At 71.4% G+C, this 24,456-nt stretch carries 20 protein-coding genes; 8 read left to right on the top strand and 12 right to left on the bottom strand.

Annotated features, from left to right (window positions below):
- Window positions 1–91: 91 nt before the first annotated feature.
- Both ACX9TP_RS28845 and ACX9TP_RS28840 read right to left on the bottom strand, forming a co-directional pair.
- Complete coding sequence (locus ACX9TP_RS28845; RefSeq protein ID WP_482973848.1) at window positions 92–367, bottom strand: TIGR04563 family protein; 276 nt, start codon at window positions 365–367, stop codon at window positions 92–94.
- 7 nt (window positions 368–374) lie between these two features.
- Window positions 375–578, bottom strand: coding sequence for a TIGR04563 family protein (locus ACX9TP_RS28840; RefSeq protein WP_002638649.1), 204 nt, complete (start codon window positions 576–578; stop codon window positions 375–377).
- 452 nt (window positions 579–1,030) lie between these two features.
- On the opposite strand from ACX9TP_RS28840, the gene tilS reads away from it, so the two are divergent.
- Both tilS and ftsH read left to right on the top strand, forming a co-directional pair.
- Window positions 1,031–2,386 (top strand): tRNA lysidine(34) synthetase TilS, encoded by a 1,356-nt coding sequence (gene tilS, locus ACX9TP_RS28835; RefSeq protein ID WP_482973847.1) that lies wholly within the window; start codon window positions 1,031–1,033, stop codon window positions 2,384–2,386.
- 181 nt (window positions 2,387–2,567) lie between these two features.
- The gene (ftsH, locus tag ACX9TP_RS28830; RefSeq protein WP_482973846.1) at window positions 2,568–4,484 is read left to right on the top strand and encodes an ATP-dependent zinc metalloprotease FtsH; all 1,917 of its coding nucleotides are present in this window, start codon (window positions 2,568–2,570) and stop codon (window positions 4,482–4,484) included.
- A gap of 94 nt (window positions 4,485–4,578) precedes the next feature.
- Here the strand turns inward: ftsH and ACX9TP_RS28825 are convergent, their stop codons facing one another.
- Window positions 4,579–5,274, bottom strand: coding sequence for a pirin family protein (locus ACX9TP_RS28825; RefSeq protein ID WP_482973845.1), 696 nt, complete (start codon window positions 5,272–5,274; stop codon window positions 4,579–4,581).
- A gap of 142 nt (window positions 5,275–5,416) precedes the next feature.
- Window positions 5,417–6,304, bottom strand: a complete 888-nt coding sequence (locus ACX9TP_RS28820) for a LysR family transcriptional regulator (RefSeq protein WP_482973844.1) — start codon at window positions 6,302–6,304, stop codon at window positions 5,417–5,419.
- Between the two features lie 106 nt (window positions 6,305–6,410).
- Between ACX9TP_RS28820 and folP the strand changes: the two genes are divergently transcribed.
- From folP to tsaE, 6 genes are all read left to right on the top strand, one after another.
- Window positions 6,411–7,634, top strand: coding sequence for a dihydropteroate synthase (gene folP, locus ACX9TP_RS28815; protein WP_482973843.1), 1,224 nt, complete (start codon window positions 6,411–6,413; stop codon window positions 7,632–7,634).
- Between the two features lie 251 nt (window positions 7,635–7,885).
- Window positions 7,886–9,280: a phosphoglucosamine mutase gene (glmM, locus tag ACX9TP_RS28810; protein WP_482973842.1), complete on the top strand. Its 1,395-nt coding sequence runs from the start codon at window positions 7,886–7,888 to the stop codon at window positions 9,278–9,280.
- A 165-nt stretch (window positions 9,281–9,445) separates the two neighbouring features.
- Window positions 9,446–10,171, top strand: a complete 726-nt coding sequence (locus ACX9TP_RS28805; protein ID WP_482973841.1) for a pyridoxine 5'-phosphate synthase — start codon at window positions 9,446–9,448, stop codon at window positions 10,169–10,171.
- 6 nt (window positions 10,172–10,177) lie between these two features.
- A complete protein-coding gene (locus tag ACX9TP_RS28800; protein WP_482973840.1) occupies window positions 10,178–10,558 on the top strand; it encodes a holo-ACP synthase in 381 nt (126 codons plus the stop codon).
- 3 nt (window positions 10,559–10,561) lie between these two features.
- Window positions 10,562–12,097 (top strand): NAD(P)H-hydrate dehydratase, encoded by a 1,536-nt coding sequence (locus ACX9TP_RS28795; RefSeq protein ID WP_482973839.1) that lies wholly within the window; start codon window positions 10,562–10,564, stop codon window positions 12,095–12,097.
- The gene (tsaE, locus tag ACX9TP_RS28790; protein WP_482973838.1) at window positions 12,094–12,573 is read left to right on the top strand and encodes a tRNA (adenosine(37)-N6)-threonylcarbamoyltransferase complex ATPase subunit type 1 TsaE; all 480 of its coding nucleotides are present in this window, start codon (window positions 12,094–12,096) and stop codon (window positions 12,571–12,573) included. The genes ACX9TP_RS28795 and tsaE overlap by 4 nt, the downstream gene beginning before the upstream one ends.
- 11 nt (window positions 12,574–12,584) lie before the next feature.
- Here tsaE and ACX9TP_RS28785 read toward each other — a convergent pair whose 3' ends face one another.
- The 8 genes from ACX9TP_RS28785 to ACX9TP_RS28750 form a co-directional block, all read right to left on the bottom strand.
- Window positions 12,585–14,060: a TolC family protein gene (locus ACX9TP_RS28785; protein WP_482973837.1), complete on the bottom strand. Its 1,476-nt coding sequence runs from the start codon at window positions 14,058–14,060 to the stop codon at window positions 12,585–12,587.
- The gene (locus ACX9TP_RS28780; RefSeq protein WP_482973836.1) at window positions 14,057–15,388 is read right to left on the bottom strand and encodes an HlyD family secretion protein; all 1,332 of its coding nucleotides are present in this window, start codon (window positions 15,386–15,388) and stop codon (window positions 14,057–14,059) included. The genes ACX9TP_RS28785 and ACX9TP_RS28780 overlap by 4 nt, the downstream gene beginning before the upstream one ends.
- Before the next feature lie 2 nt (window positions 15,389–15,390).
- A complete protein-coding gene (locus ACX9TP_RS28775) occupies window positions 15,391–17,631 on the bottom strand; it encodes a peptidase domain-containing ABC transporter (RefSeq protein WP_482973835.1) in 2,241 nt (746 codons plus the stop codon).
- Between the two features lie 398 nt (window positions 17,632–18,029).
- Window positions 18,030–18,896, bottom strand: a complete 867-nt coding sequence (locus ACX9TP_RS28770; RefSeq protein WP_482973834.1) for a class II glutamine amidotransferase — start codon at window positions 18,894–18,896, stop codon at window positions 18,030–18,032.
- A gap of 88 nt (window positions 18,897–18,984) precedes the next feature.
- Window positions 18,985–20,250 (bottom strand): imidazolonepropionase, encoded by a 1,266-nt coding sequence (hutI, locus tag ACX9TP_RS28765; RefSeq protein ID WP_482973833.1) that lies wholly within the window; start codon window positions 20,248–20,250, stop codon window positions 18,985–18,987.
- 3 nt (window positions 20,251–20,253) lie between these two features.
- Window positions 20,254–20,991 carry a hypothetical protein gene (locus ACX9TP_RS28760; protein WP_482973832.1) on the bottom strand — a complete coding sequence of 246 codons (738 nt, stop codon included), beginning with the start codon at window positions 20,989–20,991 and terminating at the stop codon, window positions 20,254–20,256.
- Window positions 20,992–21,008: 17 nt separating this feature from the next.
- Window positions 21,009–22,664 carry a urocanate hydratase gene (gene hutU, locus ACX9TP_RS28755; protein WP_482973831.1) on the bottom strand — a complete coding sequence of 552 codons (1,656 nt, stop codon included), beginning with the start codon at window positions 22,662–22,664 and terminating at the stop codon, window positions 21,009–21,011.
- Between the two features lie 165 nt (window positions 22,665–22,829).
- A complete protein-coding gene (locus ACX9TP_RS28750; RefSeq protein ID WP_482973830.1) occupies window positions 22,830–24,125 on the bottom strand; it encodes a BON domain-containing protein in 1,296 nt (431 codons plus the stop codon).
- Window positions 24,126–24,456 lie beyond the last annotated feature (331 nt).

The following is a 24,456-nucleotide window of genomic DNA, read 5'->3' as shown; positions in this document are numbered from 1 at the left end:
GGCGCCGGATGGAGCACGGGCACCGCTGTCGACCCGCGCGGCCCGCCGGCTCGGGATGCCGGTGGGCCGGGCGCGGGCCCGGTTGCTGCGACTACTTCGGCTCGTCCGAGGATGAAGCCGCGGCCACCACGGGCATGGGGGCCGTGGGAGCCACCGACGGAGCCACGGGGGCCACGGCGGGACGCGGCGGCGGGCTCAGCACGTCATTCACGGAAGGCATCTTCCGGATGTCGCCGCGCGCCACCTTCCACGCCTGCTGGACAATCCAGGACAGCGAGCGGTCCTGCCGCGTCGCCTCACGCTGGATCTCCTCCAGCATGTCCTCGGGGAAGTAGAGACTCTGCTTGCGATGGTCGGTCGTGGCCATGCCCTCGCTACTCCTCCCGCGGGTCCTGGCGCTCGTCGCCAGTCACATCGTTGACGGCCGGGAACGACTTGATGCGCTCACGGGCGATCTTCCATGCCTGCTGCACGACCCAGGACAGGGAGCGGTCCTGGCGGGTCGCTTCCTCCTGGATCTCCTTCAACATCTCCTCGGGGAAGTACAGCGACTGCTTGCGCTTGTCAGTGCCTGCCATACCTGGGTCTCCGGGGCGGATTCGAGGTGACGACCTGAACACACCGGGGTCGTTATCCGACAGACTCCCAAGAGGGTCAACGGTTTCGGAGGACTCATTCCGCGACCGCACGCTCAACCCCCGGGCGCGTGCAGTCGCACGTGACGTGTGCAGCGTGGCGCGAAAAAGGAAACGCCCCGGACCTCAACGAGGAAGTCCGGGGCGCTTCGGAAAGAGGGACCGCCGGGAGTGGATCTCCTGGCGGACCCGTGGGCCCAGAGGGGGAGGGGGGGGACCCCTAGGCCCAACACCTTGAAATTCGACCGTCCTTCAACATCCCCGGCGGCAGCGTCTATTTCCGCTACCGCGACCACGCCCATCCGGTGTGACGATCATAAGAACCGCCCCCCCTACCTTCAACCGCACGCGCCTCTGTAACCCAGCCATTCGACAATCCATTCCGGCCCTGTCAGATGCCCCGCACTCGCTCCCAACCCCCGCCGCTGACGAAGACGCTGGAGGCGGCGTACCAGCGCCTCGGCCTCGAGGGCCGCTCGGTGCTGCTCGCCGTCTCGGGAGGCGCGGACTCCACCGCGCTGCTGGTGGGCACCGCGCGCGTCGCCCCCGCGCTCCGGCTGCGCGTGGAGGTCGCGACACTGAACCATGGCCTGCGACTGGAGTCCGAGGCGGAGGTCCAGGCGGTCGCCCGCCTGGCCGCCGAGCACGGCCTGCCCTGCCACGTTCGCGAGCTGCACCTGAGCTCCGGCCCCGGCCTGGAGGCGAGGGCGCGCCAGGCCCGCTACGAGGCCCTGGAGGCCCTGCGCCGCGAGCGCGGACTGGACGCGGTGGCCACCGCGCACACGACGAGCGACCAGGCGGAGACGCTGCTGATGCGGCTCGCACGCGGCACGGCGCTGCGGGGCGCGGGCGGCATCCAGGCCTCGCGCGCGGGGCTCGTCCGCCCGCTCCTGGAGCTGACCCGCGAGGAGGTGCTCGCCTTCCTCACGGCCGAAGCTGTCTCCTATTGGACAGACCCGATGAATGCCGACCCGACCTTCTTCCGCACGCGCATCCGGAAGGACGCGCTGCCGGCCCTGTCGCGGGCGGCCGGCTACGCGGTGGAGGCGCGGCTGGCGTCCTTCGCGCGGCATGCGGCGGAGGACGACGCGCTCCTGTCGCGTCTGGCGGACGAGTCGTGGGCGCGGCTCGTGCTGGAGGACGGCAGCCTGGATGCGCCCGGCGTGCGCGCGCTGGAGTCACCGCTGCGCCGCAGGGTGCTCGCCCGGCTGCTGGACGTGGCGGGCGTGCCGGCGGATGACGCCACGCTGGCGCGCGTGCTCATCGCGGTGGAGCGCGGAGGCACGGCCACGCTGGGGCGGGGGCTGGTGCTGCGCGCCGCGAGCGGGCGGGTGCGCTGCGTGGGCCCGCCGCGGCCTGACGTCGCCACCCGGTTGCAACTGGCGGGGGTGGGCGCAGAGGGGACGCTGGAGGGCACGGGCTGGCGCTTCTGCGTGGAGCAGGGGCCGCCGCCCGCGGGCGTGTGGAGCCTGTCGCTCGCGGAAGGGACGCACTGGCCGCTCACCGTGCGGACTCGCCAGGCGGGCGACCGCGTCCGGACGGACGCGGGACAACGGAAGCTCCAGGACCTGTTGGTGGACCTTCGGGTGCCGGCGGAGGCGCGTGGCGCGTGGCCGGTGGTGGTGGATGCCGGGGGGGAGGTGTTGTGGCTCCCCGGGCTGTGGGCACCCACGCTCACAGGTGTGTCTTCCGGACACTCCCTCTGGGCGGCCCCACCCGGTCCAAGCATTCAGCGGCCCCCTTCGTTATAGGGTGGGAGCAGTCCAGCGAGTGGGGATGGCCGCGCCCCCCTAAATAGTTGAGGGCTTTTTGCTGTTGCTGATACGGTCCGACGTTGGGTTGCTCGCCTGGTGTCGGCCAAATGATGGAAATAGCTGGGGTTCTTCCCAGCGCGGCCCTCATCCCGCCGAGTACCGAAAGGGCAGCTGACACGTGCGTTCGACCTACAAGACCATCGGGCTCTGGGTCATCCTGATCGTCCTCTTCGTCGCCTTCTACAACTTCTTCTCCCAGGGCAATGACCAGGTCCAGGAGCCATCCTTCACGCAGCTGCTGTCGAAGGTGGAGGAGAAGAAGGTCAAGGAAGTCGCCGTCAAGGGCAACACCTACTCTGGCAAGTTCGTCGATACGAGCGAGAAGTTCCGTACGACGGGCCCCGCGCCGGACGCGGCCATGCTCAACCAGCTCCGCGCCAACGGCGTGGACGTGAAGTACGAGCGCGAGGAGCAGAACAGCCTCTGGCTGACCATCCTCGGACAGTGGATGCCCGTCGTATTCCTGTTCCTCTTCTTCATCTTCTTCATGCGCCAGCTGCAGGGCGGTAGCGGCAAGGCCATGACCTTCGGCAAGTCGAAGGCGAAGCTCCTCAGCGAGAGCCACAACAAGGTCACCTTCGCGGACGTGGCCGGCGTGGACGAGTGCAAGGAGGAGCTGGAGGAGATCGTCGCCTTCCTCAAGGACCCGAAGAAGTTCACCAAGCTCGGCGGCCGCATCCCCAAGGGCGTGCTGATGATGGGCCCTCCGGGCACGGGCAAGACGCTGCTCGCCCGCGCGGTGGCCGGTGAGGCCGGTGTTCCGTTCTTCTCCATCTCCGGCTCGGACTTCGTGGAGATGTTCGTGGGCGTCGGCGCCAGCCGCGTGCGCGACCTCTTCGAGCAGGGCAAGAAGAACGCCCCCTGCATCATCTTCATCGACGAAATCGACGCCGTGGGTCGCCACCGTGGCGCGGGGCTGGGCGGCGGCCATGACGAGCGCGAGCAGACGCTCAACCAGCTGCTCGTGGAGATGGACGGCTTCGAGTCCAACGACGGCGTCATCCTGATTGCCGCCACCAACCGTCCGGACGTGCTGGACCCGGCGCTCCAGCGCCCCGGCCGCTTCGACCGGCGCATCGTGGTGCCGCGTCCCGACCTCAAGGGGCGCCTGGGCGTCCTCAAGGTGCACACGCGCCGCGTGCCGCTGGCTCCGGAAGTGGAGCTCGAGGTCATCGCCCGCGGTACGCCGGGCATGACGGGCGCGGACCTGGAGAACCTCGTCAACGAGTCGGCCCTCATGGCCGCGCGCCAGAACAAGGAGCGCGTGGACCTGAGCGACTTCGAGGCCGCCAAGGACAAGGTGTTCATGGGCCCGGAGCGCCGGTCCATGATCATGACCGAGAAGGAGAAGCGGAACACCGCCGTCCACGAGGCGGGCCACGCGCTGCTGGCCAAGCTCCTCCCCGGGTGTGATCCGCTCCACAAGGTCACCATCATCCCGCGCGGCCAGGCCCTGGGCGTCACCTGGAGCCTGCCCGTCGAGGACAAGGTCAACGGCTACAAGAAGCAGATGCTCGACCAGATCTCCATGGCCATGGGCGGCCGCATCGCCGAAGAGCTCATGTTCAACGAGATGAGCAGCGGCGCGGCGAACGACATCGAGCGCGCCACCGAGACGGCGCGCGCCATGGTGTGCCGCTGGGGCATGAGCGAGAAGATGGGCCCGCTGGCGTTCGGCAAGAGCGACGGTGAGGTGTTCCTGGGCCGCGACTTCAACTCGTCCAAGGACTACTCCGAGGACACCGCCCGGCAGATCGACTCCGAGGTCCGCAGCATCGTCGTGGGCTGCTACGACAACGGCAAGCGCCTGCTGACGGAGAACCTGGAGGCCCTCAAGCGCGTCTCCGAGGCGCTGGTGGAGTACGAGACGCTGGACGCCGAGGACGTGAATGTCCTCCTCCAGGGCGGCCAGCTGACCCGTGAGCGTCCGCCCCCGCGCGTCAACGCTCCGCCGAAGGCGACCGAGAAGAAGGACAAGCGGAAGATCCTCGACGCGCTCGAGGCGATTCCGACGATGGAGCCGAAGAAGGCTTAAGTCGCTTCCTCCGAAGTCCTGAAATGACGAAGGCCCTTCCCAGCGGACCGGGAAGGGCCTTTGCGCTTTGCGGGCCTTCACTCGAGCCCGGCCCTCAGGCCAGGTCGAAGAGCAGCGCCTCGACGGGCTCGGTGGCCGTGAAGACCAGCCGCGACTCGTCGGACACGGCCACGCCGTCACCGGCCTTCAGCTCCACGCCGTTGAGCGTGGCCCTGCCGCGCGCCATCTGCACCCAGGCATGGCGGCCCGGAGCGAGCGTGTACTCGGCCGACTCGCCCGCGCCCAGCAGCGTGCCGTGCAGCGACACGTCCTGGTGCACGGTGAGGCTGCCCTCGCGCGCGTCGGGGCTGACCACCACGCGCCAGCGGCCCCGGCGCTCGGCCTCGGTGAAGAGCTTCTGCTCGTAGCCGGGCTTCAGGCCCCGCTTCTCGGGGATGATCCAGATCTGCAGGAAGTGCAGCTCCTCGTCCGCGCCGTTCATCTCGCTGTGCAGCACGCCGGTGCCGGCCGTCATCCGCTGCACCTCGCCCGCGCGCAGGAGCCCGGTGCCGCCCGTGCTGTCACGGTGGGCAATGGCCCCGCTCAAGGGGTAGGTGATGATTTCCATGTCGCGGTGGGGGTGCGTGTCGAAGCCCTCGCCGGAGATGACACGGTCCTCGTTGATGACGCGCAGGGCACGGAAGCCCATGTTGTCCGGGTCGTAGTAGCCGCCGAACGAGAAGGTGTGGTGGGAGTCCAGCCAGCCGTGGTTCGCATGGCCGCGGGCTTCGGAAGGTCGAATGGTCATCATGGTGTGCTCCTTGTCTGCGGAAGGCGTTGGCCACCAGGGCCCGTCCGTCTTCGAGAAGGAAGATGCGACAGCGCCCCCCTCCCCACCAGACGAGGAACTGGGAACCATCGTTCCACCCATTGGACGACCGCGCGGCGTCGTCTCACGCCACCGGGCGGACGGGCCAGCGCTCGCGCAGGAAGTCCACGAAGGCCGTCACCTTGGGCGAGTCGTGGCGGCTGCTCGGGTAGACGGCGTGGACCGGCACCGCGGCCGAGCTCCAGTCGGGGAGGATGTGCCGCAGGCGTCCGGTGGCGAGGTCCTCCGCGTAGTTGAGGTTGGGCAAGAGGGCGATGCCAGCGCCCGCCAGCGTCACCGCGCGCAGCATGTCCGGCTCGTTCACCGCGAGCCGCGCTCGCACGGGCACCTGCACCGGCCTGCCACCCGAGGACAGCGTCCAGGTGCTCCGCTCCAGCGCCGTGCCGAAGAGGATGCAGTCGTGCTTCTCCAGCTCCTTCGGCGCCCTGGGCGTGCCGCGCTGCTTCAGGTAGCCGGGGGAGGCGACGACGATGTGCTCGATGTGGCCGACCCTGCGCGCGATGAGGGATGAGTCGGCGAGGCGCCCCGCGCGCACCGCGAGGTCGAAGCCCTCTTCCATCAGGTCCACCGCGCGCTCGGTGCACACCAGCTCCAGCTGCACCTGCGGGTGGCGCTGGAGGAACTCCGAGACGAGCGGTCCGATGCAGCCGAAGGTGAGCGGCGTGGTGACGCGCAGCAGGCCGTGGGGGGCGGACTGCAGGCGCGTGACGGCCTGTTCCGCCTGCTCGGCCTCGGAGACGATGCGCTCGGCGTGCGCGTAGTAGGCCTGCCCCGCGTCGGTGAGGCGCAGCTTGCGCGACGTGCGGTGCAGGAGCTGCGCGCCGATGCGCTCTTCCAAATCCGACACCTTCCGGCTGACGGTGGACTTGGGCATCCGCAGCAGGCGCGCCGCCGAGGTGAAGCTGCCGGCCTGCACCACCCGCGCGAAGACGAGGAGCTCGTTGAGGTCCATGGCTCCGCATCTAATGCCCGGCAGCCGTCGCTTCGGCGAGAAGTTCAGCGCCGGGGCCGCGGGGTGGGGGTAGGGTGGAGCCCGTGCGTCCAGGAGCCCGCTCCCGATGATTCGTGCCCGTCCGATTGCCGCCGACCGACCGGAGGACCTGCTGCTGGCCTTCCAGCGGATGGGGCTGCCCGCGGCCGCCCGTGAGGACCTGCTCGCGAAGCTGCCCCACCTCCAGGTGCTGCTCACCGGGCTGACGGCGGACGCGGTGCGCTTCCTCCAGGTGCGCTCCGAGGCCACCGCGAAGTACCCCGCCTGGATTCCGGGCGACGCCCAGGCGCGTCCGGGGACGGGCCTGCTCACGGGGCGCAGGGAGCAGCTGGAGCGGCTGGCGGCGGCGGCGCACGCCAAGGGCGGTCCCGTGCTGGAGCTGGCCTCCGCGCTGGAGCGCGCCCTGTCGGCGGACAGGGCCCCGGCGGCGCTGGAGCTGGGCGGGCGCACCTTCGCGTGGGGCTCGCGCACCTACGTCATGGGCGTCGTGAATGTGACGCCGGACAGCTTCTCCGACGGCGGCCGCTTCCTCGACGCGGAGGCCGCCATCGCCCACGGCGTGGCGCTGGCGGAGGCGGGCGCGGACCTGCTGGATGTAGGTGGAGAATCCACCCGTCCCGGCGCCCAGGCGGTGGGCGTGGAGGAGGAGGTGGCGCGGGTGCTGCCCGTCATCCAGGGCCTGCGCGCGCGGACGTCGGTGCCCCTGTCGGTGGACACCACCAAGGCCGCGGTGGCGCGCGAGGCCCTGAAGGCGGGCGCGCACCTCGTCAACGACATCACCGGCTTCCGCTCGGACCCGGAACTGGCCCGCGTGGTGGCCGAGGCAGGGGCGGCCTGCTGCCTCATGCACATCCAGGGCACGCCGGCCACCATGCAGCAGGCGCCGCGCTACGACGACCTGGTGGACGAGGTGCTGTCCTTCCTGGAGGAAGCCGTGGCGCGGGCGGTGACGGCGGGCGTGCCGCGCGGCCGCATCCTCCTGGACCCGGGCATCGGCTTCGGGAAGACGTTCGACCACAACCTCTTCCTGCTCCGTCGCCTGGGGGAGCTGCGTGTGCTGGGGCTGCCGCTGCTGGTGGGCACCAGCCGGAAGGGTTTCCTGGGGAAGCTCACGGGGGGCAAGCCGGCCTCCGAGCGACTGGCGGCGACGCTGGGCTCCGTGGCCGCGGTGGCCGCCCTGGGCGGCGCGGACGTGGTGCGGGTGCACGACGTGGTGGAGACGCGGGACGCCCTCACCGTGGTGGACGCCATCCGGCAAGGATTGGAGGGTGGCTTGCTGTACAGCCGGTAATTTGGTGTGGCTTTCAGTCCTCGGGGTGTGGACTTCCGGGCACTGTCGGGGGGCACGCAGGGAGGCGGCCCCCTCGGCGAAGGCGTTGGTATCGATTTCGCAATCTGAGTGAGGCTGATAAGCCTGCATGCCTGGGTGGTTGCCCAGGGAGCACCGGGTCCGTAGCTTCGGGCCCGTCTAGAGGGCGGGGTATAAGCCCCGACGTCGAGAGGCCGGCGCAGGCCCGGCGTGGGAAAGGTGGAGCGGCACACATGGCGTACAGGATGAATATGCCTCCCAAGGAGGAGCGGGCGTCGCAGAAGCTGTTCGGTACGGACGGCGTGCGCGGCAAGGCGAACGTCTACCCGATGACGGCCGAGGTCGCGATGCAGCTCGGGCGTGCGCTCGCGTACCTCATCCGCAACGGGCCGCACCGGCACCGGGTCATCATCGGCAAGGACACGCGGCTGTCGGGCTACATGCTCGAGCAGGCGCTCGCCGCCGGCCTCACCTCCATGGGCGTGGACGTGGAGCTCGTGGGCCCGCTGCCGACACCGGGCATCTCCAACCTCACCACCTCCATGCGGGCGGACGCGGGCGCGGTCATCTCCGCGTCGCACAACCCCTACGAGGACAACGGCATCAAGTTCTTCTGGCGCGACGGCTTCAAGCTGCCGGACGAGACGGAAGGCAAGATTGAAGAGCTGCTGTCCAGCGGCTCCATCGACTCCATCCGCCCCACGGCCACGAAGATTGGCCGGGCGTTCCGCATGGAGGACGCGCGCGGCCGCTACATCGTCTACCTGAAGGCCACCTTCCCGCGCGAGCTCACCCTGGAGGGGATGACCATCGTCGTCGACTGCGCCAACGGCGCGGCCTACAAGACGGCGCCCGCGGTGCTCGAGGAGCTGGGCGCCAAGGTCATCACCCTGGGCGTCAACCCGGACGGCAAGAACATCAACCACAAGTGCGGCGCGCTCTACCCGGAGAACCTGGCGCGCACGGTGGTGAAGCACGGCGCCCACCTGGGCATCGCCCTGGACGGCGACGCCGACCGCCTCATCGTCGTGGACGAGAAGGGCAAGGTGGTGGACGGCGACGCCATCATGGCCATCTGCACGGGTGAGCTGGTGGCGCGCAAGCAGCTCAAGAAGAAGACGCTCGTGTCCACGGTGATGAGCAACATCGGCCTGGAGCGCGCGGTGGCGCGCTGGGGCGTGAAGGTGGCCCGCACCCGCGTGGGTGACCGCTACGTCGTCGATGAGATGCGCCGCAACGGCTACAACCTGGGCGGCGAGCAGAGCGGCCACCTCATCTTCCTGGACCACACCACCACCGGCGACGGCACCCTCGCGGCGCTGCAGCTCTTGGCCGTCATGTGCCGCCAGGGCAAGCCGCTGAGCGAGCTGGCCTCCATCTTCGAGCCCGTTCCCCAGACGCTGGTGAACATCGTGGTGAAGCAGAAGAAGGAGCTGGGCGAGCTGCCGGAGGTGATGAAGGCCATCAAGAGCGTGGAGCAGCGGCTGGGCAACGCCGGCCGCGTGCTGGTGCGCTTCTCCGGCACCGAGCCCAAGGTGCGCGTGCTCATCGAGGGCGAGGACGCCGCTCGCAACGAGGCGTACGCCAAGGAGATCGCCGAGGCGCTCTCCAAGTCCCTCAACGGCTGAAGCCGCGACTCCGAGCAATTCCGGCTGAGCCGGAACCCCCGAGCCATTCCGGCTGAGCCGGAATTCTGAGCGGTTGACTTCGGGACGCCGGCCGCGAAATGAAGGGCCGGCGCGTACCGGGGCCATCGACAATCCCGTGCCCGCGCGCCAAGCGAGGTGCGGTCGATGGGACAGCGACTGGGTGTCAACGTGGACCACGTGGCGACGCTGCGTCAGGCGCGGCGTACCACGTACCCGGATCCGGTGACGGCGGCGGCCATGGCCGAGCTGGCCGGCGCGCAGCAGATCACCATCCACCTGCGCGAGGACCGGCGTCACATCCAGGACCGGGACTTGCGCATCCTCCGCGAGACGGTGCAGACGCTGCTCAACCTCGAGATGGCGGCCACCGCGGAGATGGTGAAGATCGCCTACGAGCACAAGCCGGACGTGGTGACGCTGGTGCCCGAGCGGCGCGAGGAGCTCACCACCGAGGGCGGCCTCGAGGTGGCGGGCCAGCGCGAGCACGTCGCGAAAATCATCAAGAACCTCAAGGACGGCGAGATTGCCGTCTCGCTGTTCATCGACCCGGACCTGGACCAGGTGCGCGCGTCGCACAAGGTGAACGCGGACCGCATCGAGCTGCACACGGGCCGCTACTGCGAGGCGCGCAACGAGAAGGAGCGCGCGCGGGAGCTGGCGCGAATCGTCGACGCGGCCAAGGCGGGCACGAAGCTGGGCATGGGCGTGGCCGCGGGCCACGGGCTCAACTACGACAACGTGCAGGCCATTGCCCGCATCGCCGAAATCGACGAGCTGAACATCGGCCACGCGATTGTCGGGCGCGCGGTGCTGGTGGGCTTCGAGCGGGCGGTGCGGGAGATGTTGGACCTGATGCGCAACCCGGGGTAGCGCGGCATGGGAATCGTCGGCCTCGGCCTCGACATCTGCTCCATCTCCCGGATTCAGCGCATCATGGAGGGCCCGCGCGCCGAGGCCTTCCTGAACCGCGTGTACACGCAGGCCGAGCGGGCGCTGTGCGGCGGGCGGCACGACGCGGCCAGCGCGTACGCGGCGCGGTGGGCCGCGAAGGAAGCGCTGGTGAAGGCGCTGGGCGCGCCTCCGGGCATCCGGTGGAAGGACATGGAGGTGCGAAGGGACGGCGGGCCGCCGTACTTCGCCCTCTCCGGCGTGGCGCTCGAGGTGATGGAGGCGCGGGGGCTGGAGGCCTTCCTCGCGCTGTCGCATGACGCCGGCGTGGCCGCGGCCACGGTGGTGCTCCAGAAGAAAGGACAGTGAGCCATGTTGCGCGTCCTCACCGCAGCCCAGATGCGTGAAGCCGAGCAGGGCGCCGAAGCGCGCCACGGGATGCCCTCCGCGCTGCTGATGGAGAACGCGGGGCGGGGACTGGCGGAGGTGGCCCGGAGCGTGGCCGGCCCGGACGGGCGCTTCACGGTGCTGTGCGGCCCGGGGAACAACGGCGGCGACGGGCTGGTGGCGGCGCGCTTCCTCCAGGAGGGCGGCGCCCGCGTCACCGTGGCGCTGGTGGGCGACGCGGCGAAGCTGACGCCCGAGGCGAAGCGGAACCTGGCGGCGCTGAAGGCCTTCGGCGTGGTGCCTCGAGCGCTGGCCTCGTTGCCGGAGCTGGGGCTGGGGGACGTGGTGGTGGACGCGCTCTTCGGCACGGGGCTGAGCCGCGCGCCGGCGGGCGAGTTCGCGGAGGCGATTGGCGCCATCTCCCGCTGGTGGAACGCGGGGGCGAAGGTGGTGGCGGCGGACGTGCCCTCGGGGTTGCAGAGCGACACGGGCGAGGCCTTCTCGCCGTGCGTGGAGGCGGATGTCACGGTGGCCTTCGGCTACCTCAAGCCGGGGCAGGTGCTGGAGCCCGGGGCCTCGCTGTGCGGCCGGGTGAAGCGCGTGGACATCGGCATGGGCGGCGAGGCGGCGAAGGAGCTGTCCGGCCCGAGCCTCTGCGTGGTGGAGGAGGCGGACGCGCGCGGCACGCTGCCGGTGCGCAAGGCGGACTCGCACAAGGGCACGTTCGGGCATGTGCTCGCGGTGGCGGGGAGCCGCGGCAAGTCGGGCGCGGCGGCGCTGGTGGCGAAGTCGGCGCTGCGCTCGGGGGCGGGGCTCGTCACGGTGGCGGCGCGCGGGGATGCGCTGGACACCATCCAGTCGCACTCGGCGGAAATCATGGGCACGCCCCTGGAGGGCTCGGGGCCGCTGGGGATGGGGGACCTGGACTCGCTGCTGGCCGCGGCCGAGGGCAAGGATGCGCTCGTCATCGGCCCCGGGATTCCACGCGGTCCGGAGACGGGGAAGCTGATTGGCGAGCTGCTGTCGCGGCTGGAGCTGCCCGCGGTGCTGGACGCGGATGCGCTCAACGCGGTGGCCGATGATTTGTCCGTGCTGCGGCGGGCGAAGGGGCCGGTGGTGTTGACGCCGCACCCGGGGGAGATGGCGCGGCTGACGGGGAAGCCGACGAAGGAGGTCCAGGCACGCCGGCTGGAGGTGGTGAAGCAGCTGGCGTCGGGGCTGGGGGTGACGGTGGTGCTGAAGGGGGACCGGACGCTCACGGCGCACTCGGACGGGCGCGTGTTCATCAACACCACGGGCAATCCGGGCATGGCCACGGGGGGCTCCGGGGATGTGCTGTCGGGGCTGTGCGGTGCGTTCCTCGCGCAGGGCTTCCCGGTGCCGGATGCGGTGTGGACGGCGGTGTATGCGCACGGGCTCGCGGGAGACCTGGCGGCGGCGCGGCGGGGACAGCTCGGGTTGATTGCAGGTGATTTGGTGGAGCAGGGGCTCTGTGAGGTGTGGACCCGGTGGGGGCGATGAGCACCGCGACGCGCGTCAGGACGGTGCGGCTGGCGTCACCCGAGGAGACACATGCCCTGGGCGTGCGGCTGGGCGGGCTGCTGCGGCCGGGGGACTTCGTGGGGCTGATTGGCGACCTGGGCGCGGGGAAGACGCACCTGGTGCGCGGCGTGGCGGAAGGGGCGGAGGTGCCACGCTCGGAGGTGGCCAGCCCCACGTTCGCGATTGTGTATCCGTACTCGGGAAGGATTCCGCTGTACCACGCGGACCTGTACCGGCTGACGAGCTACGACGACCTGTACTCCACCGGCTTCCTGGACATGGTGGAGACCGGGGACGGCGCCTCGCTGGTGGAGTGGCTGGACCGGATTCCCGCCGCCGCGCCCCGTGAGTTCCTGCGCGTGACGCTGCGCCACGGAGGCGGGGACGTGCGCGAGCTTACGGCGGAGGCCTTCGGCGAGCGGCCGGCCGCGTTGCTCGACGCCTGGCTGAGCTGAGGCATCCCAGGTCATCGCACGCTCGCGGAGGCGCTCCGGCGCGGCGGGCTGGCCGCCGTGTCCGGGACCGCCACCGGGATGACGGCCGCGGCGCGCAGGCTCGCCTCCGCCTTGTGGTAGTCGTTGAGCGCGTCGACCTCACGCACGGCGGCCTCGGCGGCGGCCTGCTCGCGCAGGTTGACGAAGAGCAGCGAGCTCTCGCCCAGCTCGAAACGGGCCCGCTCGGACCGCTCGAGTTCCCGCGCCAGCCGCAGCTCCCGCCGCGCCACCTCCACCCGCTCACGGGCCGCGTCCAGGGCGGAGAGGGCGTCCCGCACCTCTGCTCCAGCCCGGTCCTTCTGAAGCCGGAGCTGGGTCTCCAGCCGGGCCAGCACGGCCGCGGCCTGGCGCTCCCGGCCGTTGGCTCCGCGGTTGAGGGTGGGGAGGTCGACCAAAAGCCCCAGCTCCAGCTCGGGCTTGTCCCGCTTCGCGCTGCCCGCGCCCAGGTCCTTCGAGGCCGCCACGCTCACGTCCACTCCCGCCGCGCGTTGGTTGCGGGCGAGCCGGTGCTCCACCTGCTGCTGCCGCCTCGAGGCCTCCAGCCGCAGCACGTCCGGCCGGCGCGCGAGCACGCGCTCCAGCTCCACCGGCCCCACCGCCTGCTCGGCGGACACGGGCTCCGGGAAGCCTCCCGGCAGCCACTCTGGCTCCGGCAGCACGGGCCGGCCCTCCGCGTCCCGCAGGAAGAGGGACAGCTCGATGGCGCTCTGCTGGAGCAGCCGCCCGGCGGACACCACGTGGCCCTCTCGCTGCACCAGCGCCCGTTGATTGTCCACCTGCTCGAAGGCCGCCAGGTCACCGCTGCGCACCCGCTCCGCGAGCTGGTCATCCCGGCTGCGCGCCATCCGCCGCAGCTCCACGGCGATGGCATACCTGCGGCCGGCCGCCACCCAGTCCCAGTAGCGCCACGTGGCGGCGCGCGCGGACTCCAGCCGCGTCTGCGTCACCGCATGCGCGGCGGCGCCGGTGCCCAGCTCCGCCCGGGCGAGGGTGGCCCTGCGCCGGTCGATGGGGCCGTCGCGCCAGAGCGGCACGCTCACCCCGGCGCGCACCTCGCCCAGCGCGTTCGTCTCGTACTGCTCCGCATAGGTGGGAAACTCTCCGCCCCCGTAGCGCCAGCCGGCGAAGAGGTTCGCTCCCCACCAGGGGGTGGGCTGCTCCACGACTCCATCCAGGCGCGTGTACGGGTAGCCGCCCAGGGGTGTGCTCACCGCCCGAGCCCGCACTCGCGGGTCGAACCCGCCCTGGGCCGCCAGCAGCTCCGCGTCGGCCGCCGCCGCGTCCTGTCGCGCCGCCTCGAGGACGGGGTAGTGACGCTCCACCGCGCCAAGCACTTCCTCCAGTGACAATGGCGCCCTCTCCGCCGCAACCGCTGCCTCCGCCCGCGCCAGCCCCGGAGAGGCCAGCAGGCCCGCCAGCAGCAGGGTGCACAGCTCCACCCGCCTCATCCCTTGTCCTCCTTCTTCACCGGCGCCGGCTCCGCGCTGTCCACCACCGGCGGGAAGCCGTTGAAGCGGCGCCACAATTCGTAGCCGAGCGTCACGCTGTCGAGGAACACCCAGCCGTTGACGCGCACGCCCTGGCGCAGGTAGGCGGCCGACGGCCACGGCGCGTCCTCCGGGTCGGGGATGACGAGGACGCGGAACCTCCCCTTGCCGTCGTCGGCGGAGTCGATGAGCGCCACCCGGCCTCCGAAGGTGCCCACCGCCACCGCCGGCCAGCCGCTGAACTGCACCGCCGGCCATCCCTCGAACTGGAGGCGCACGTGCCGGTCCTCCGACAGCAGGGGCACGTCGTTGCCCTCCACCCAGAGCTCCACCGCGCGCGACTCGGTGTCCGGTACGAGCACCGCCAGCGGGTCCCCTGCCTTCAATATCTCCCCGCCCAGCCCGCCCACCAGCCGCAGCACGGTGGCATCCATGGGCGCCCGCACCTGCTGGGTGTGCTGGCGCGCGAGGCGCACGTCCATCCGGGCCAGCTCCGCCTGGTTGGCGGCCACCTCCGCCAGGGCGGACGCGCGCGAGGCGCGGGCGTCCTCCACCGATGCGCTGACGTCGTTGCCCACCCGGCCCTGGTCGGCCCGCAACGCGGCCTGCTCGCTGCGCGCCGCGCTCAGCGCGGCCCGGGCGCGCTCGACCTCGGTGGCGGCGCGCACGGTCTCCAGCTCCGCGAGCTCCACGGCGCGCGTGGAGGTGAGCCCACCGGCCACCAGCCGCTGCTGGCGCTCCTGGTTGAGCTTCGCCGTGTGGTGCGCCGCCTCGGTCGCCTCCAGCGCGCGCTCGGCCGCGGCCACCCGGTCTCCGGCCATGGCCACGCGCGCCCCGGCCGCCGAGGAGGCCTGGGTGCGCGAGCTGGAGAGCTGCTCGATGCGGGCCTCCAGCGCCTCCGCGCGTGTCTGCGCCGCCTCCATGCGGCGGACAATCGCCTCGCGCTCCAGTTGCAGGCGCTCCAGCAGCTGCGGGTCGTTGTCGGACAGCCGCGCGAGCAGGTCTCCCTTCTTCACGCGACTGCCCTCTCGCACCTCCCAGTGCTCGACGCGGCCTTCGATGGGGGCCTCCACGAACTGCTGGCGCTCCACCGGCGCGAAGGCCACCACGCGGCCGGCGCCCAGGGACGTCTGCTGCCACGGCGACAGCGCGAGCAGGAGGACGGCGGCCACCAGGGCCACCAGCACGCGCGCCAGCACATGTGCCCACCGGGGGGCCCGCACCAGGGTGAAGGCGGCGCGCTCGGCGCGCTCGCCGACGAAGGACGAAGTCTGGGGATGGGTTGCCATGTTCAACGCTCCTCCGGGGCCACGCCCGTCATCAGCTCCGACAGCGTGTGGCGCCGGGAGAGGCGCCGCACGGACTCGTCCTCCTCACTGGACAGCACCACCAGCGTCCAGGGCGCCTCGGGCGCCAGCAGCGTGTCCAACACGGCCTGACGGCCGCGCGAGCCCAGCCCCTCGAGCATCTCGTCCAGGACGATGAGCCGGGGGGCGCCCGCGAGCGCGCGCGCCACCATCAACCGCCCGAGCTGTCCGCTCGACAGGGGCGCGCCGCCGGGGCCCAGCGGGGTGTCGAGCCCCTGGGGCATCGCCAGGACGGGCTCCAGCAGGTCCACCGCGGCGAGCGCCTGGCGCGCCTCGGCCGGCCCCACCGAGGAGCGCCCCACGCGCACGTTGTCCAGCACCGAGCCCTCCAGCACCTCCACGCCGCGCACCAGCGCGACCTGGGAGCGCAGCGCGGCCAGCGACACGCGGCGCGTGTCCACTCCGCCCACCTCCACCCGGCCTCCGGTGGGGGTGCGCAGCCCGAAGAGCAGGTCCGCCAGGGTGCTCTTGCCACCGCCGCTGTCGGCGATGAGGGCCACCTTCGCCCCCTCGGGCAGGTCCAGGTTCAGGCCCCGCAGCGCAGGACGTCCGTCGCCGTGAGCGAAGTGGACGTCGCGAAGCCGCACCGGCAGCCCGCCGGGCCCGCGCGGCAGCGGCTCGCGGTGGGCGCCGTCCTCCTCCAGGGGCAGGTCCACCAGGTGCCCGAGCTTGTCCATGGCGGCCTGCAGGTCATAGAAGCTCTCCACGTGCTTGCCGAACTTGATGAACGAGGCGAGTACCGCGGTGACGATGAGCTCGGCCGCCACGAGCTGGCCCAGGGTGAGCTGCCGCTGGATGACGAGCCAACCTCCCAGGCCCAGCAGCAGCGCGCTCGCCACCACCTGCAGGCCGAGCGAACCCACCACCTGCCGGAAGACGACGCTGAAGTGCCGCCGCCGCGCCCCCAGGTAGCCCCGGGTGAGGACGTCCGCCTGCTGCTCGGCATGCGCGGCGCCCTCCCGCGAGCGGAAGGCGAGCGGATGCCGGGCAAGCTCCTCCAGCCAAGCGGCCACCGCATACTTCGCCTTCGACTCCTCGATGGCCGTCTGCGTGCCGCGCTGGCCGAGGACGAGGACGATGAAGGCCGTGGTCGCGACGAGCAGCACGTCGAAGGCGAGCAGCATCGGGTGGTAGAAGGCCAGCACCATCATCCCGATGAGGGCCTGGAGCACCAGGCTGACGCCCTCCAGCAGGAACACGGAGAACGTCTTCTGGAGGGTGAGCACGTCGAAGAAGCGGTTGACGAGCTCCGGGCCGTAGGTGCGGTCGAAGGTCTCCTGGCGCACCCGGGGGATGCGGTGCGAGGCGTCCAGCGCCACCCGCACGAACATGCGCTGCTGGATGACCTCCACCACGTGGGTGTTGAGCGCCCGCAGCACGGCCGCGAAGGCCAGCGCCGCCATCACCAGGATGGAGAGCACCAGCAGCGGCTGCAGCAGGGTGCCGAACGTCACCGTGTTCACCAGGGCCTGCACGGCGACGGGCGTGGCCAGCGACAGCAGGCCCGCGGCGACGGCGTAGACGAGCACCACCTTCAGGTCGTCACGCTCCAGCCACAGCAGTGAGCGCAGGCGCTGCATGGGCGTGGAGTGGCCCTGATGGCCGTCATGTCCACCGCTGCCCAGCCGCTCCAGCGGCGCGACAGGCACCGCCGTCACCCAGTCCAGCGGCAGGGTCGCGTCCTCCGCGCCCACCATGGCCATCAGCGCCGACGCGTCCAGCCAGCCCGGCGGATGCCCGGCCTTCCCGGGCACCTGGGCGTGAACCTGCCCGAGCCGGCGCGCGGTGACGACGCACCAGCCTTCCGGGCCGAGGACGGCGGCGGGTAGCGCGACGCCCCCGGCGAGCACCTCCTTCACCGGCGCGCGCTGCCTCACCCCGTGGAGGCCTACCGCCGCGCAGGCGGACTCCAGGCGCTCCGGCCAATCCCCCGGGGGCCTCTGCGTCCGGGCATGGCTCCAGCGATGGAGGGCCTGGGCATCCACCGTGACTCCCGCGGGCTCGCCCAGCATCACCAGGACGGGGAGCAGCGACTCCAGGGAGAAGCCGTCGGGCGTGGGCACCTGCGGCTCGGGCACGCGGGGCCCGGTCACCGTCACTTCGGTGTCGCCATTCGTCATCGGGAGGGCGCCAGACGGCTGGGGCCCGAGCAGCGTGTGAGCCATGGAGTGTCTTTCTCCACGAGGGCCGGTACCTCCAGGGCCTGGAGGTCCTCGGCGCGTGGGGGAAGGCAGATTTTCGAGGCCACAAGGTAGCTGCGGTTAAATGAATTCCAAGCGAAAGTGATTAGAGAAAACCGAAGACTCGGTTCCTGAAAACCTCTGTCACGGACCTGCAACGCGGCGCACGCGGAGGCCGGACGATGGCTTCGATTCACATCCATTCACAGACAGCGCGGTGACACCGTCCCGGCGCAACGCCGGGCGGGCAGTCCACGGGCGGTGCCACCGGCTCACGAGGCCCTTCACCCGCGCAGCGTCGTGGTCAACGACTGCTTCGCCGTCGAGCTCGACGGCGATGACGAGGGTGTGCTCCAGCGCGCGGCGAGCTTCCGCGCGCGAGCTCACGCCGCGTTGAGCGGGGCTCCCGGATTCACGGGCGGGAACAAGTCGCCCCCGGCCAGTTCCTGCACGCGCCAGCGGTGGAAGACGAGGCGTGCGTCCACGCCGATGACGTCATCCTCCTCCACGTGCGCCCAGTACGGCCCGCCGCACAGCGACTCGCTGGCGACGATGAACTGCGGCACCTGCGTGCCTGGCTTCGGCAGCGCCGCCGTCCCCCCGCACGTCGGCCCCGTGGACACGAGGAGCGTGCGGTTGCGGCGCGAGGCCACCATCACCTCGCCATTGGTGACGAGGAAGTTCATCGCCGAGGGCCCACCCTCCACGCCGGGCCTGTCGGTAAGAGCCGCCACCAGCGACATCGTCTCCGCCACCGCGCGGGCCACGGCCTCCACGGGGACCGGGTGCTCGAGCGTGTGCCTGGCCGCCAGGCGGGTGAGGAAGAGGTAGAAGCAGCGCTCGCTGTCCGTCGTCCCCTTGATGTGGGCGCGGAAGGCCGGGCTGATGAGCGCTTCCACGGCGGCCCGGTGCTTCGCGAACTCGCGCAGCGTTCCGTTGTGACCGAAGGACCAGCGGCCATGGTGGAAGGGGTGCGAGTTGCGCAACTCCACCGCGCCCACCGACGCGAGGCGGATGTGCGCCACCACCGTGTGCGAGGACACACGGCTGCTCACCCGCTCGAAGTCAGGGTCGCTGTGTGCGGGCCCCACACCGTGGGCCACCAGCGGCAGCGGCTCCGCGCCGTAGGCGGCGATGCCCCACCCATCCTTGTGCTCGCGCGACTGGATGAGCAGCGAGTTCTTCTCCGTCACCAGAGCGGGGTGAACGGCAGCGGGCGTCGATGAACGGAATCCAAAGAGTCGGCACATGGCAAGCGGCAGGTATTTATACAGCCCGGCCCCGACGAGAAGTTCTCGTGTCGCACCGGAATACGCCGCCTGTCAGAGCGACGTCAATTCACGCGCAGGAATTCATCTCCTGCCGGACGACGACACGCCCGGTTTTCACCACCACACGCGCGTGACCTACCCCTAGATGGTAGGGCAGATGCCGGTACGAGGCACAGTTGAAGACCACCAGGTCGCCTGGGTCTCCGACTGCCAGCCGTCCATGTGATTGAAGCCCCAAGGAATGCGCGGCTCCGCGGGTGGCCGCCCAGTACGCCTCCGCGGCGGTGAGCCCGTTCTCCAGACACGCCAGGCCCAGCACCAAGGCCACGTTTTCACTCATGGCCGAGCCAGGATTCACGTTTGAACCCAAAGCAACGTTGATACCCGCGTCACGCAACCTGCGCCCGGGGGCATAGGGGCGCATGCGCAGGAACAGCGTGGAGGTGGGGACGAGTACGGCGCTGACGTTGGCCTCCGCGAGCGCGCGCAGGCCCGAGTCCGTCACCTGCTCCAGGTGGTCGGCCGTTGCGGCTCCAAGTTCCGCCGCGAGCTCCGAGGCGCCGCAGGCGGTGAGCTGGTCCGCGTGGAGGCGGGGCACCATGCCCAGCGCGCGGGCGGCGGTGAGGATGCGGCGGGCCTCGTCCACGGTGAAGGCGCTCTCCTCCGCGAAGACGTCGCAGAAGCGCGCCAGGCCCTCGCGCGCCACGGCGGGGATGATTTCGTCGATGCACAGCCGGACGTAGTCCTCGCGCCGCCCGCGGTACTCCTCCGGAATCGCATGCGCGCACAGCAGCGTGGGCACCAACTCCACCGGCGTCAGCCCCGCCAGCCGGCGCACCACGCGCAGCATCTTCAGCTCGTTCTCCAAATCCAACCCGTAGCCGCTCTTCACCTCCGCCACCGTCACGCCATGCGCCATCAGCCGGTGGAGGCGGGGCAGGGCGAGCTTCACCAACTCGTCCTCGCTGGCGGCGCGCGTGGCGCGCACCGTGCTGACGATGCCGCCGCCCGCCTTGGCGATTTCCAGGTACGTGGCGCCCTGGTTGCGCAGGTCGAACTCCGCGGAGCGCTCGCCGGCGAAGACGAGGTGCGTGTGCGGGTCCACGAAGCCGGGGCCCACGAAGCCGCCGCGGGCGTCGACGACTTCCGTGCCGCCGTCCACCGCGCCCTCGGGCAGCCCGGACTCCGGCCCCACGTATGCGACGCGGCCCGCGCGCAGGCCCACGCAGGCGTGGGGGCGAGGGGTGAGGGCCGTCTCGGCCTTCTCGCGGTGGGTGCCCTCCAGCGTGAGCACCTCGGAGGTGTTGCGGACCAGCAGCTCCAACGGACCCATGTGTCAGCGACCTCCGCGCACGCCCAGGATGGGGACGTTCCAGCTCGCCCCCTTGTGAATCTTCGCCCGGCCGAAGCCGCCGGACAGCTCCACGTTGTCCAGCCAGCCCCAGGTGAAGCGCGCCGCCACCACGCCGCCGTAATACACGGCCGTGTCCGTCTGCCCGTGCGAGGACAGCGCGTGCCACGAGAAGAAGGGCACCAGCCCCAGCGACACGCCCTTCTCCGGCTGCATCGTGAAGGCGCACGACGCCTCCGCGCCGAACATGCTCCCGGGGCCTCCCCGGGTGTTGAGCCCGAAGTCCGAGGCCCCGCGCAGCGCCACCGCGGGGCCCAGGCCCAGCTGCTCCGAGCCCACGTAGTACGAGGCCCCCGCGTATAGCCCGTAGCCGGGAATGGGCAGCGGCAGGAAGAACTCGCCCTGGAGGCCGGTGTGCAGCTGCAGCCGCTCCGACAGGGGCCACGTCACCGCCGCATCCAGCGCCATGCCCCACTGCTGGGTGGAGAAGCTGGCGTCGTCCCCGTGGAAGCGGTCCGATTGGCTGATGAACGGCTGCGAGCCGGCGGTGGGCGCGCTCAGCCGGGGGCCGGTGCGCACCCCCAGCTGGGCGAGGTTCTTGTCCGGCGAACCGGGCCCCAGGCGCATCACCATGGGGCCCATGGCCGTGGGGGCACACCCCGCCAGCGCACCGAGCGCGGTGGCCAGCAGCAGGAGGAGGGACCTCGAGCGCGTGCGGTGCATGGCGGGCTCCGGGCGGCTCAGGTGGTGATGCCGGGAATCTTCACGCCGCGCTCTTTCGCCACCTCGATGGCCTCCGGGTAGCCCGCGTCCGCGTGGCGCAGCACCCCCATGCCGGGGTCGCTCGTCAGCACGCGCTCGATGCGGCGCGCGGCCTCGGGCGTGCCGTCCGCGACGATGACCTGTCCGGCGTGCAGCGAGTAGCCCATGCCCACGCCGCCGCCATGGTGGAAGGACACCCACGAGGCGCCATTCACGGCGTTCACCAGCGCATTGAGGATGGGCCAGTCCGCCACCGCGTCCGTGCCGTCCTTCATCGCCTCCGTCTCGCGGTTGGGCGACGCCACCGAGCCGCAGTCCAGGTGGTCTCGTCCGATGACGATGGGGGCCTTCACCTCGCCCTTGCGCACCAGCTCGTTGAAGGCGAGGCCCGCCTTCGCGCGCTCGCCGTAGCCGAGCCAGCAGATGCGCGCCGGCAGGCCCTGGAAGGCGATGCGCTCGCCGGCCATGTCCAGCCAGCGCTGGAGCGAGGCCTTCTGGGGGAACAGCTCGCGCACCACGCGGTCCGTGCGGCGGATGTCCTCCGGGTCTCCGGAGAGCGCCACCCAGCGGAACGGGCCCATGCCCTCGCAGAACAGCGGGCGGATGTACGCGGGGACGAAGCCGGGGAACTCGAAGGCGTTCTCCATGCCGCCCAGCTGCGCCTGGCCGCGCAGGTTGTTGCCGTAGTCGAACACGTGGCTGCCGGCGCGCTGGAAGTCGTTCATCGCCTCCACGTGCATGATCATCGACTCGCGGGCGCGGCGGACGTAGCCCTCCGGGTCTCTCTTGCGCAGCTCGGCGGCCGCTTCCAGGGACAGGTCCGTGGGGATGTAGCCGTTGAGCGGGTCATGCGCGCTCGTCTGGTCGGTGACGAGGTCGGGCTTGATTCCGCGGCGGTACAGCTCGCGGAAGATGGAGGCCGCGTTGCCGATGACGGCGATGGAGCGGCCGATGCGCTTCTGCTGGGCGTCCTTCACCAGCGCGAGCGCCTCGTCCAGGTCCTTGGCGATGACGTCCAGGTAGCGCGTCTCCACGCGGCGCTGCGCGCGGGTACGGTCGATTTCCACGCCGAGGAACACGGCGTTGTTCATGGTGGCGGCCAGCGGCTGCGCGCCGCCCATGCCGCCCAGGCCACCGGAGAGCACGAGGCGGCCGGCCAGGTCCTCGCTGCCGAAGTGGAAGCGGCCGGCGGCGGCGAACGTCTCGTAGGTGCCCTGGAGGATGCCCTGCGTGCCGATGTAGATCCACGAGCCCGCGGTCATCTGGCCGTACATCATCAGGCCCTTCTTCTCCAGCTCGTGGAAGTGCTCCCAGTTGGCCCAGCGGCCCACGAGGTTGGAGTTGGCGATGAGCACGCGGGGCGCGTCCGGGTGCGTCCGGAAGATGCCCACCGGCTTGCCGGACTGGACGAGCAGCGTCTCCTCTTCCCCGAGGCTCTGGAGGCTGGAGACGATGCGGTCGAACGAAGGCCAGTCGCGGGCGGCCTTGCCGGTGCCGCCATAGACGACGAGGTCCTCGGGATTCTCGGCGACGTCCGGGTCGAGGTTGTTCATCAACATCCGGAGCGCCGCCTCCTGCACCCAGCCCTTGCACGAGAGGGTGGAACCACGGGCGGCACGGATGACGCGGGACATGAACAGGCTCCTGGTGAGGCGGAAAACGGAAGGCCCGGCACACTACCCGAACCCGCGCGGCGGGGGCACAGCGCGGTGAGCCCCCGTCGCAGGATGTCGTCCCCCACTCGGAACCACCCCGTCCCGGGAGGGGCGTCCCCCCGGGACGGCGCGCGGTGCGTCACCTCAGGAGTGCAGCCCGCGGTCGTCGCCCGTGTCGGCTCCGGGCTGCTGGATGGGCTCCTGCGAGGCCTGCCGGTGCACGGCGCCCTCGGCCCGGTTGAGGCGGATGTTGTTGACGACCTCCTTCACGCCGAGCACCTCCTCGGCCAGGTCCTCGATGGCGCGCTTCTCGTCGCGGCTGCGCACCGTGCCGGACAGCGTCACCAGGCCGTCCTTCACCTTCACGTCCACGTCCTCGGCGTTCATCCACCCCTGCATCAGCGTGTCACAGAGGTCCGCGCGGATGCGGTCGTCCCCGCGCTGGTAGCTCCGGGGGCCCCGGCCTGTCGCCGTGGGGCGCGTGGAGACGTCCCGCCGGTTCGACGTGGCGGAGCGCGCCGCGCCGCCCATGTAGCCGCCATGGCCCATCTCGTGGTCATCCCGGCGTGACGGGCTGGTTCCGTAGCCCACGCTGGGCGGGGCCATGTTCTCCACGCCCGGGCCATGGCCTCCGGGCTCGGTGCCGCCGAAGTAGGTGTCCTCCTCGGCCACGCGGTCGGTGCCGCGCCGCACGCCGCGCTCGCCGTAGCCGAGGTCGCGCCCGGCAGGACGCCGTGTGTCGCGGAGGTCGTCCATGCCGGGGCCGCGCGTGCCCTGGCCGTAGCGACCGCGGTCCTGACCGCGCCGCCCCACGTCGCCGCCGTAGCGGACCTCCTCGCCCAATCCGCCGTACTGGCCGTAGCCCGAGCGGTCCGTGTCGCCTTGCATGCTCGGGGGCCGGGGACGGTCTCCCTGGCGGCGCGGCCGCTCGCGGTCCTCGTCCTGGAGGGCCCTGAAGTTGCCGCTCGGGCTGTACCCGGGACGGCGGGCGATGCGCTCGGGGTCGAAGTCACGTGCGCGGCGGTCCAGCTCGCGGTCTCGGTTGAAGTCCTGGCCATACTCCCGCGCACGGTCCAGCTCGCGGGCCGCGCGGCCGAAGTCGCGGTCCTGCTCGTAGTCGCGCCGCTCCCTGTCACCCTCCAGGGTGCGGAAGTCCCGGTCCCATTCGAAGTCACGGTTCGGGTGCACGGAGTCGGTCTCGTCCTCGTCGGAGGCGTCGCGGCGGAAGCTGCGGCGTACGTTCTCCGCCATGCTCCGCACATCGCGCTCGCTCACGCCCATCCGCTCGGGGCCGCGCTCGTAGCCGTGCTCGTCCCAGTCCCGCTGGCGGTCTCTGTCATATTCTCCGCGCCGGCCTGCCTGGTACTCCTCCGCCTGCCCCCTGCGCAGCTCCCTGTCCCCCGGCCGCCGCCCGCGGTCATCGTCACGCCTGCCGTTCATCGCGTCGCCTCCTTACGTGTCGCGTTCGCCTTGGCTTCGACTCCAGACGTTTTTGACCCTGAGTGGTCCCGGCAATGCGCCCCTGCCATGCCCGCAGCCCCGACAGGCATGCACCTCGCCGCGGCGCGCTGGAGCCCTCTGGGAATGGCGGGAGGCACACCCTGGAGACCAGGCTCCCGGCGCCCCCGGAACCGCCGATGGGACGCCTGTCGCGGGCCGCACCCCGGGTATGGGCCCGGAGTCCAGGGGAGGGTGATGCCTCATGCACTCGTTCAAGCCCGGGAGGGGTAGACTCGCGCGCGCCACGGCCGGGCAGCCGGCCGTCGGGCGC

It is taken from the genome of Pyxidicoccus sp. M15 (assembly GCF_056858435.1).
Note: the sequence above shows the minus strand (reverse complement) of the source record. Positions and strands in the feature narration are given on the sequence as shown.

Excerpts from the sequence above, each read along its gene's own strand:
- ACX9TP_RS28775 (WP_482973835.1), bottom strand. The coding sequence starts at position 17,631 with ATGGCTCACACGCTGCTCGGGCCCCAGCCGTCTGGCGCCCTCCCGATG.
- tilS (WP_482973847.1), top strand. The coding sequence starts at position 1,031 with ATGCCCCGCACTCGCTCCCAACCCCCGCCGCTGACGAAGACGCTGGAG.
- glmM (WP_482973842.1), top strand. The coding sequence starts at position 7,886 with ATGGCGTACAGGATGAATATGCCTCCCAAGGAGGAGCGGGCGTCGCAG.
- ACX9TP_RS28785 (WP_482973837.1), bottom strand. The coding sequence starts at position 14,060 with ATGAGGCGGGTGGAGCTGTGCACCCTGCTGCTGGCGGGCCTGCTGGCC.
- folP (WP_482973843.1), top strand. The coding sequence starts at position 6,411 with ATGATTCGTGCCCGTCCGATTGCCGCCGACCGACCGGAGGACCTGCTG.
- ACX9TP_RS28795 (WP_482973839.1), top strand. The coding sequence starts at position 10,562 with ATGTTGCGCGTCCTCACCGCAGCCCAGATGCGTGAAGCCGAGCAGGGC.
- ACX9TP_RS28780 (WP_482973836.1), bottom strand. The coding sequence starts at position 15,388 with ATGGCAACCCATCCCCAGACTTCGTCCTTCGTCGGCGAGCGCGCCGAG.
- hutI (WP_482973833.1), bottom strand. The coding sequence starts at position 20,250 with ATGGGTCCGTTGGAGCTGCTGGTCCGCAACACCTCCGAGGTGCTCACG.
- ACX9TP_RS28845 (WP_482973848.1), bottom strand. The coding sequence starts at position 367 with ATGGCCACGACCGACCATCGCAAGCAGAGTCTCTACTTCCCCGAGGAC.
- ACX9TP_RS28840 (WP_002638649.1), bottom strand. The coding sequence starts at position 578 with ATGGCAGGCACTGACAAGCGCAAGCAGTCGCTGTACTTCCCCGAGGAG.
- hutU (WP_482973831.1), bottom strand. The coding sequence starts at position 22,664 with ATGTCCCGCGTCATCCGTGCCGCCCGTGGTTCCACCCTCTCGTGCAAG.
- ACX9TP_RS28800 (WP_482973840.1), top strand. The coding sequence starts at position 10,178 with ATGGGAATCGTCGGCCTCGGCCTCGACATCTGCTCCATCTCCCGGATT.
- ACX9TP_RS28825 (WP_482973845.1), bottom strand. The coding sequence starts at position 5,274 with ATGATGACCATTCGACCTTCCGAAGCCCGCGGCCATGCGAACCACGGC.
- ACX9TP_RS28805 (WP_482973841.1), top strand. The coding sequence starts at position 9,446 with ATGGGACAGCGACTGGGTGTCAACGTGGACCACGTGGCGACGCTGCGT.
- ACX9TP_RS28770 (WP_482973834.1), bottom strand. The coding sequence starts at position 18,896 with ATGTGCCGACTCTTTGGATTCCGTTCATCGACGCCCGCTGCCGTTCAC.
- ACX9TP_RS28750 (WP_482973830.1), bottom strand. The coding sequence starts at position 24,125 with ATGAACGGCAGGCGTGACGATGACCGCGGGCGGCGGCCGGGGGACAGG.
- ACX9TP_RS28760 (WP_482973832.1), bottom strand. The coding sequence starts at position 20,991 with ATGCACCGCACGCGCTCGAGGTCCCTCCTCCTGCTGCTGGCCACCGCG.
- ACX9TP_RS28820 (WP_482973844.1), bottom strand. The coding sequence starts at position 6,304 with ATGGACCTCAACGAGCTCCTCGTCTTCGCGCGGGTGGTGCAGGCCGGC.
- tsaE (WP_482973838.1), top strand. The coding sequence starts at position 12,094 with ATGAGCACCGCGACGCGCGTCAGGACGGTGCGGCTGGCGTCACCCGAG.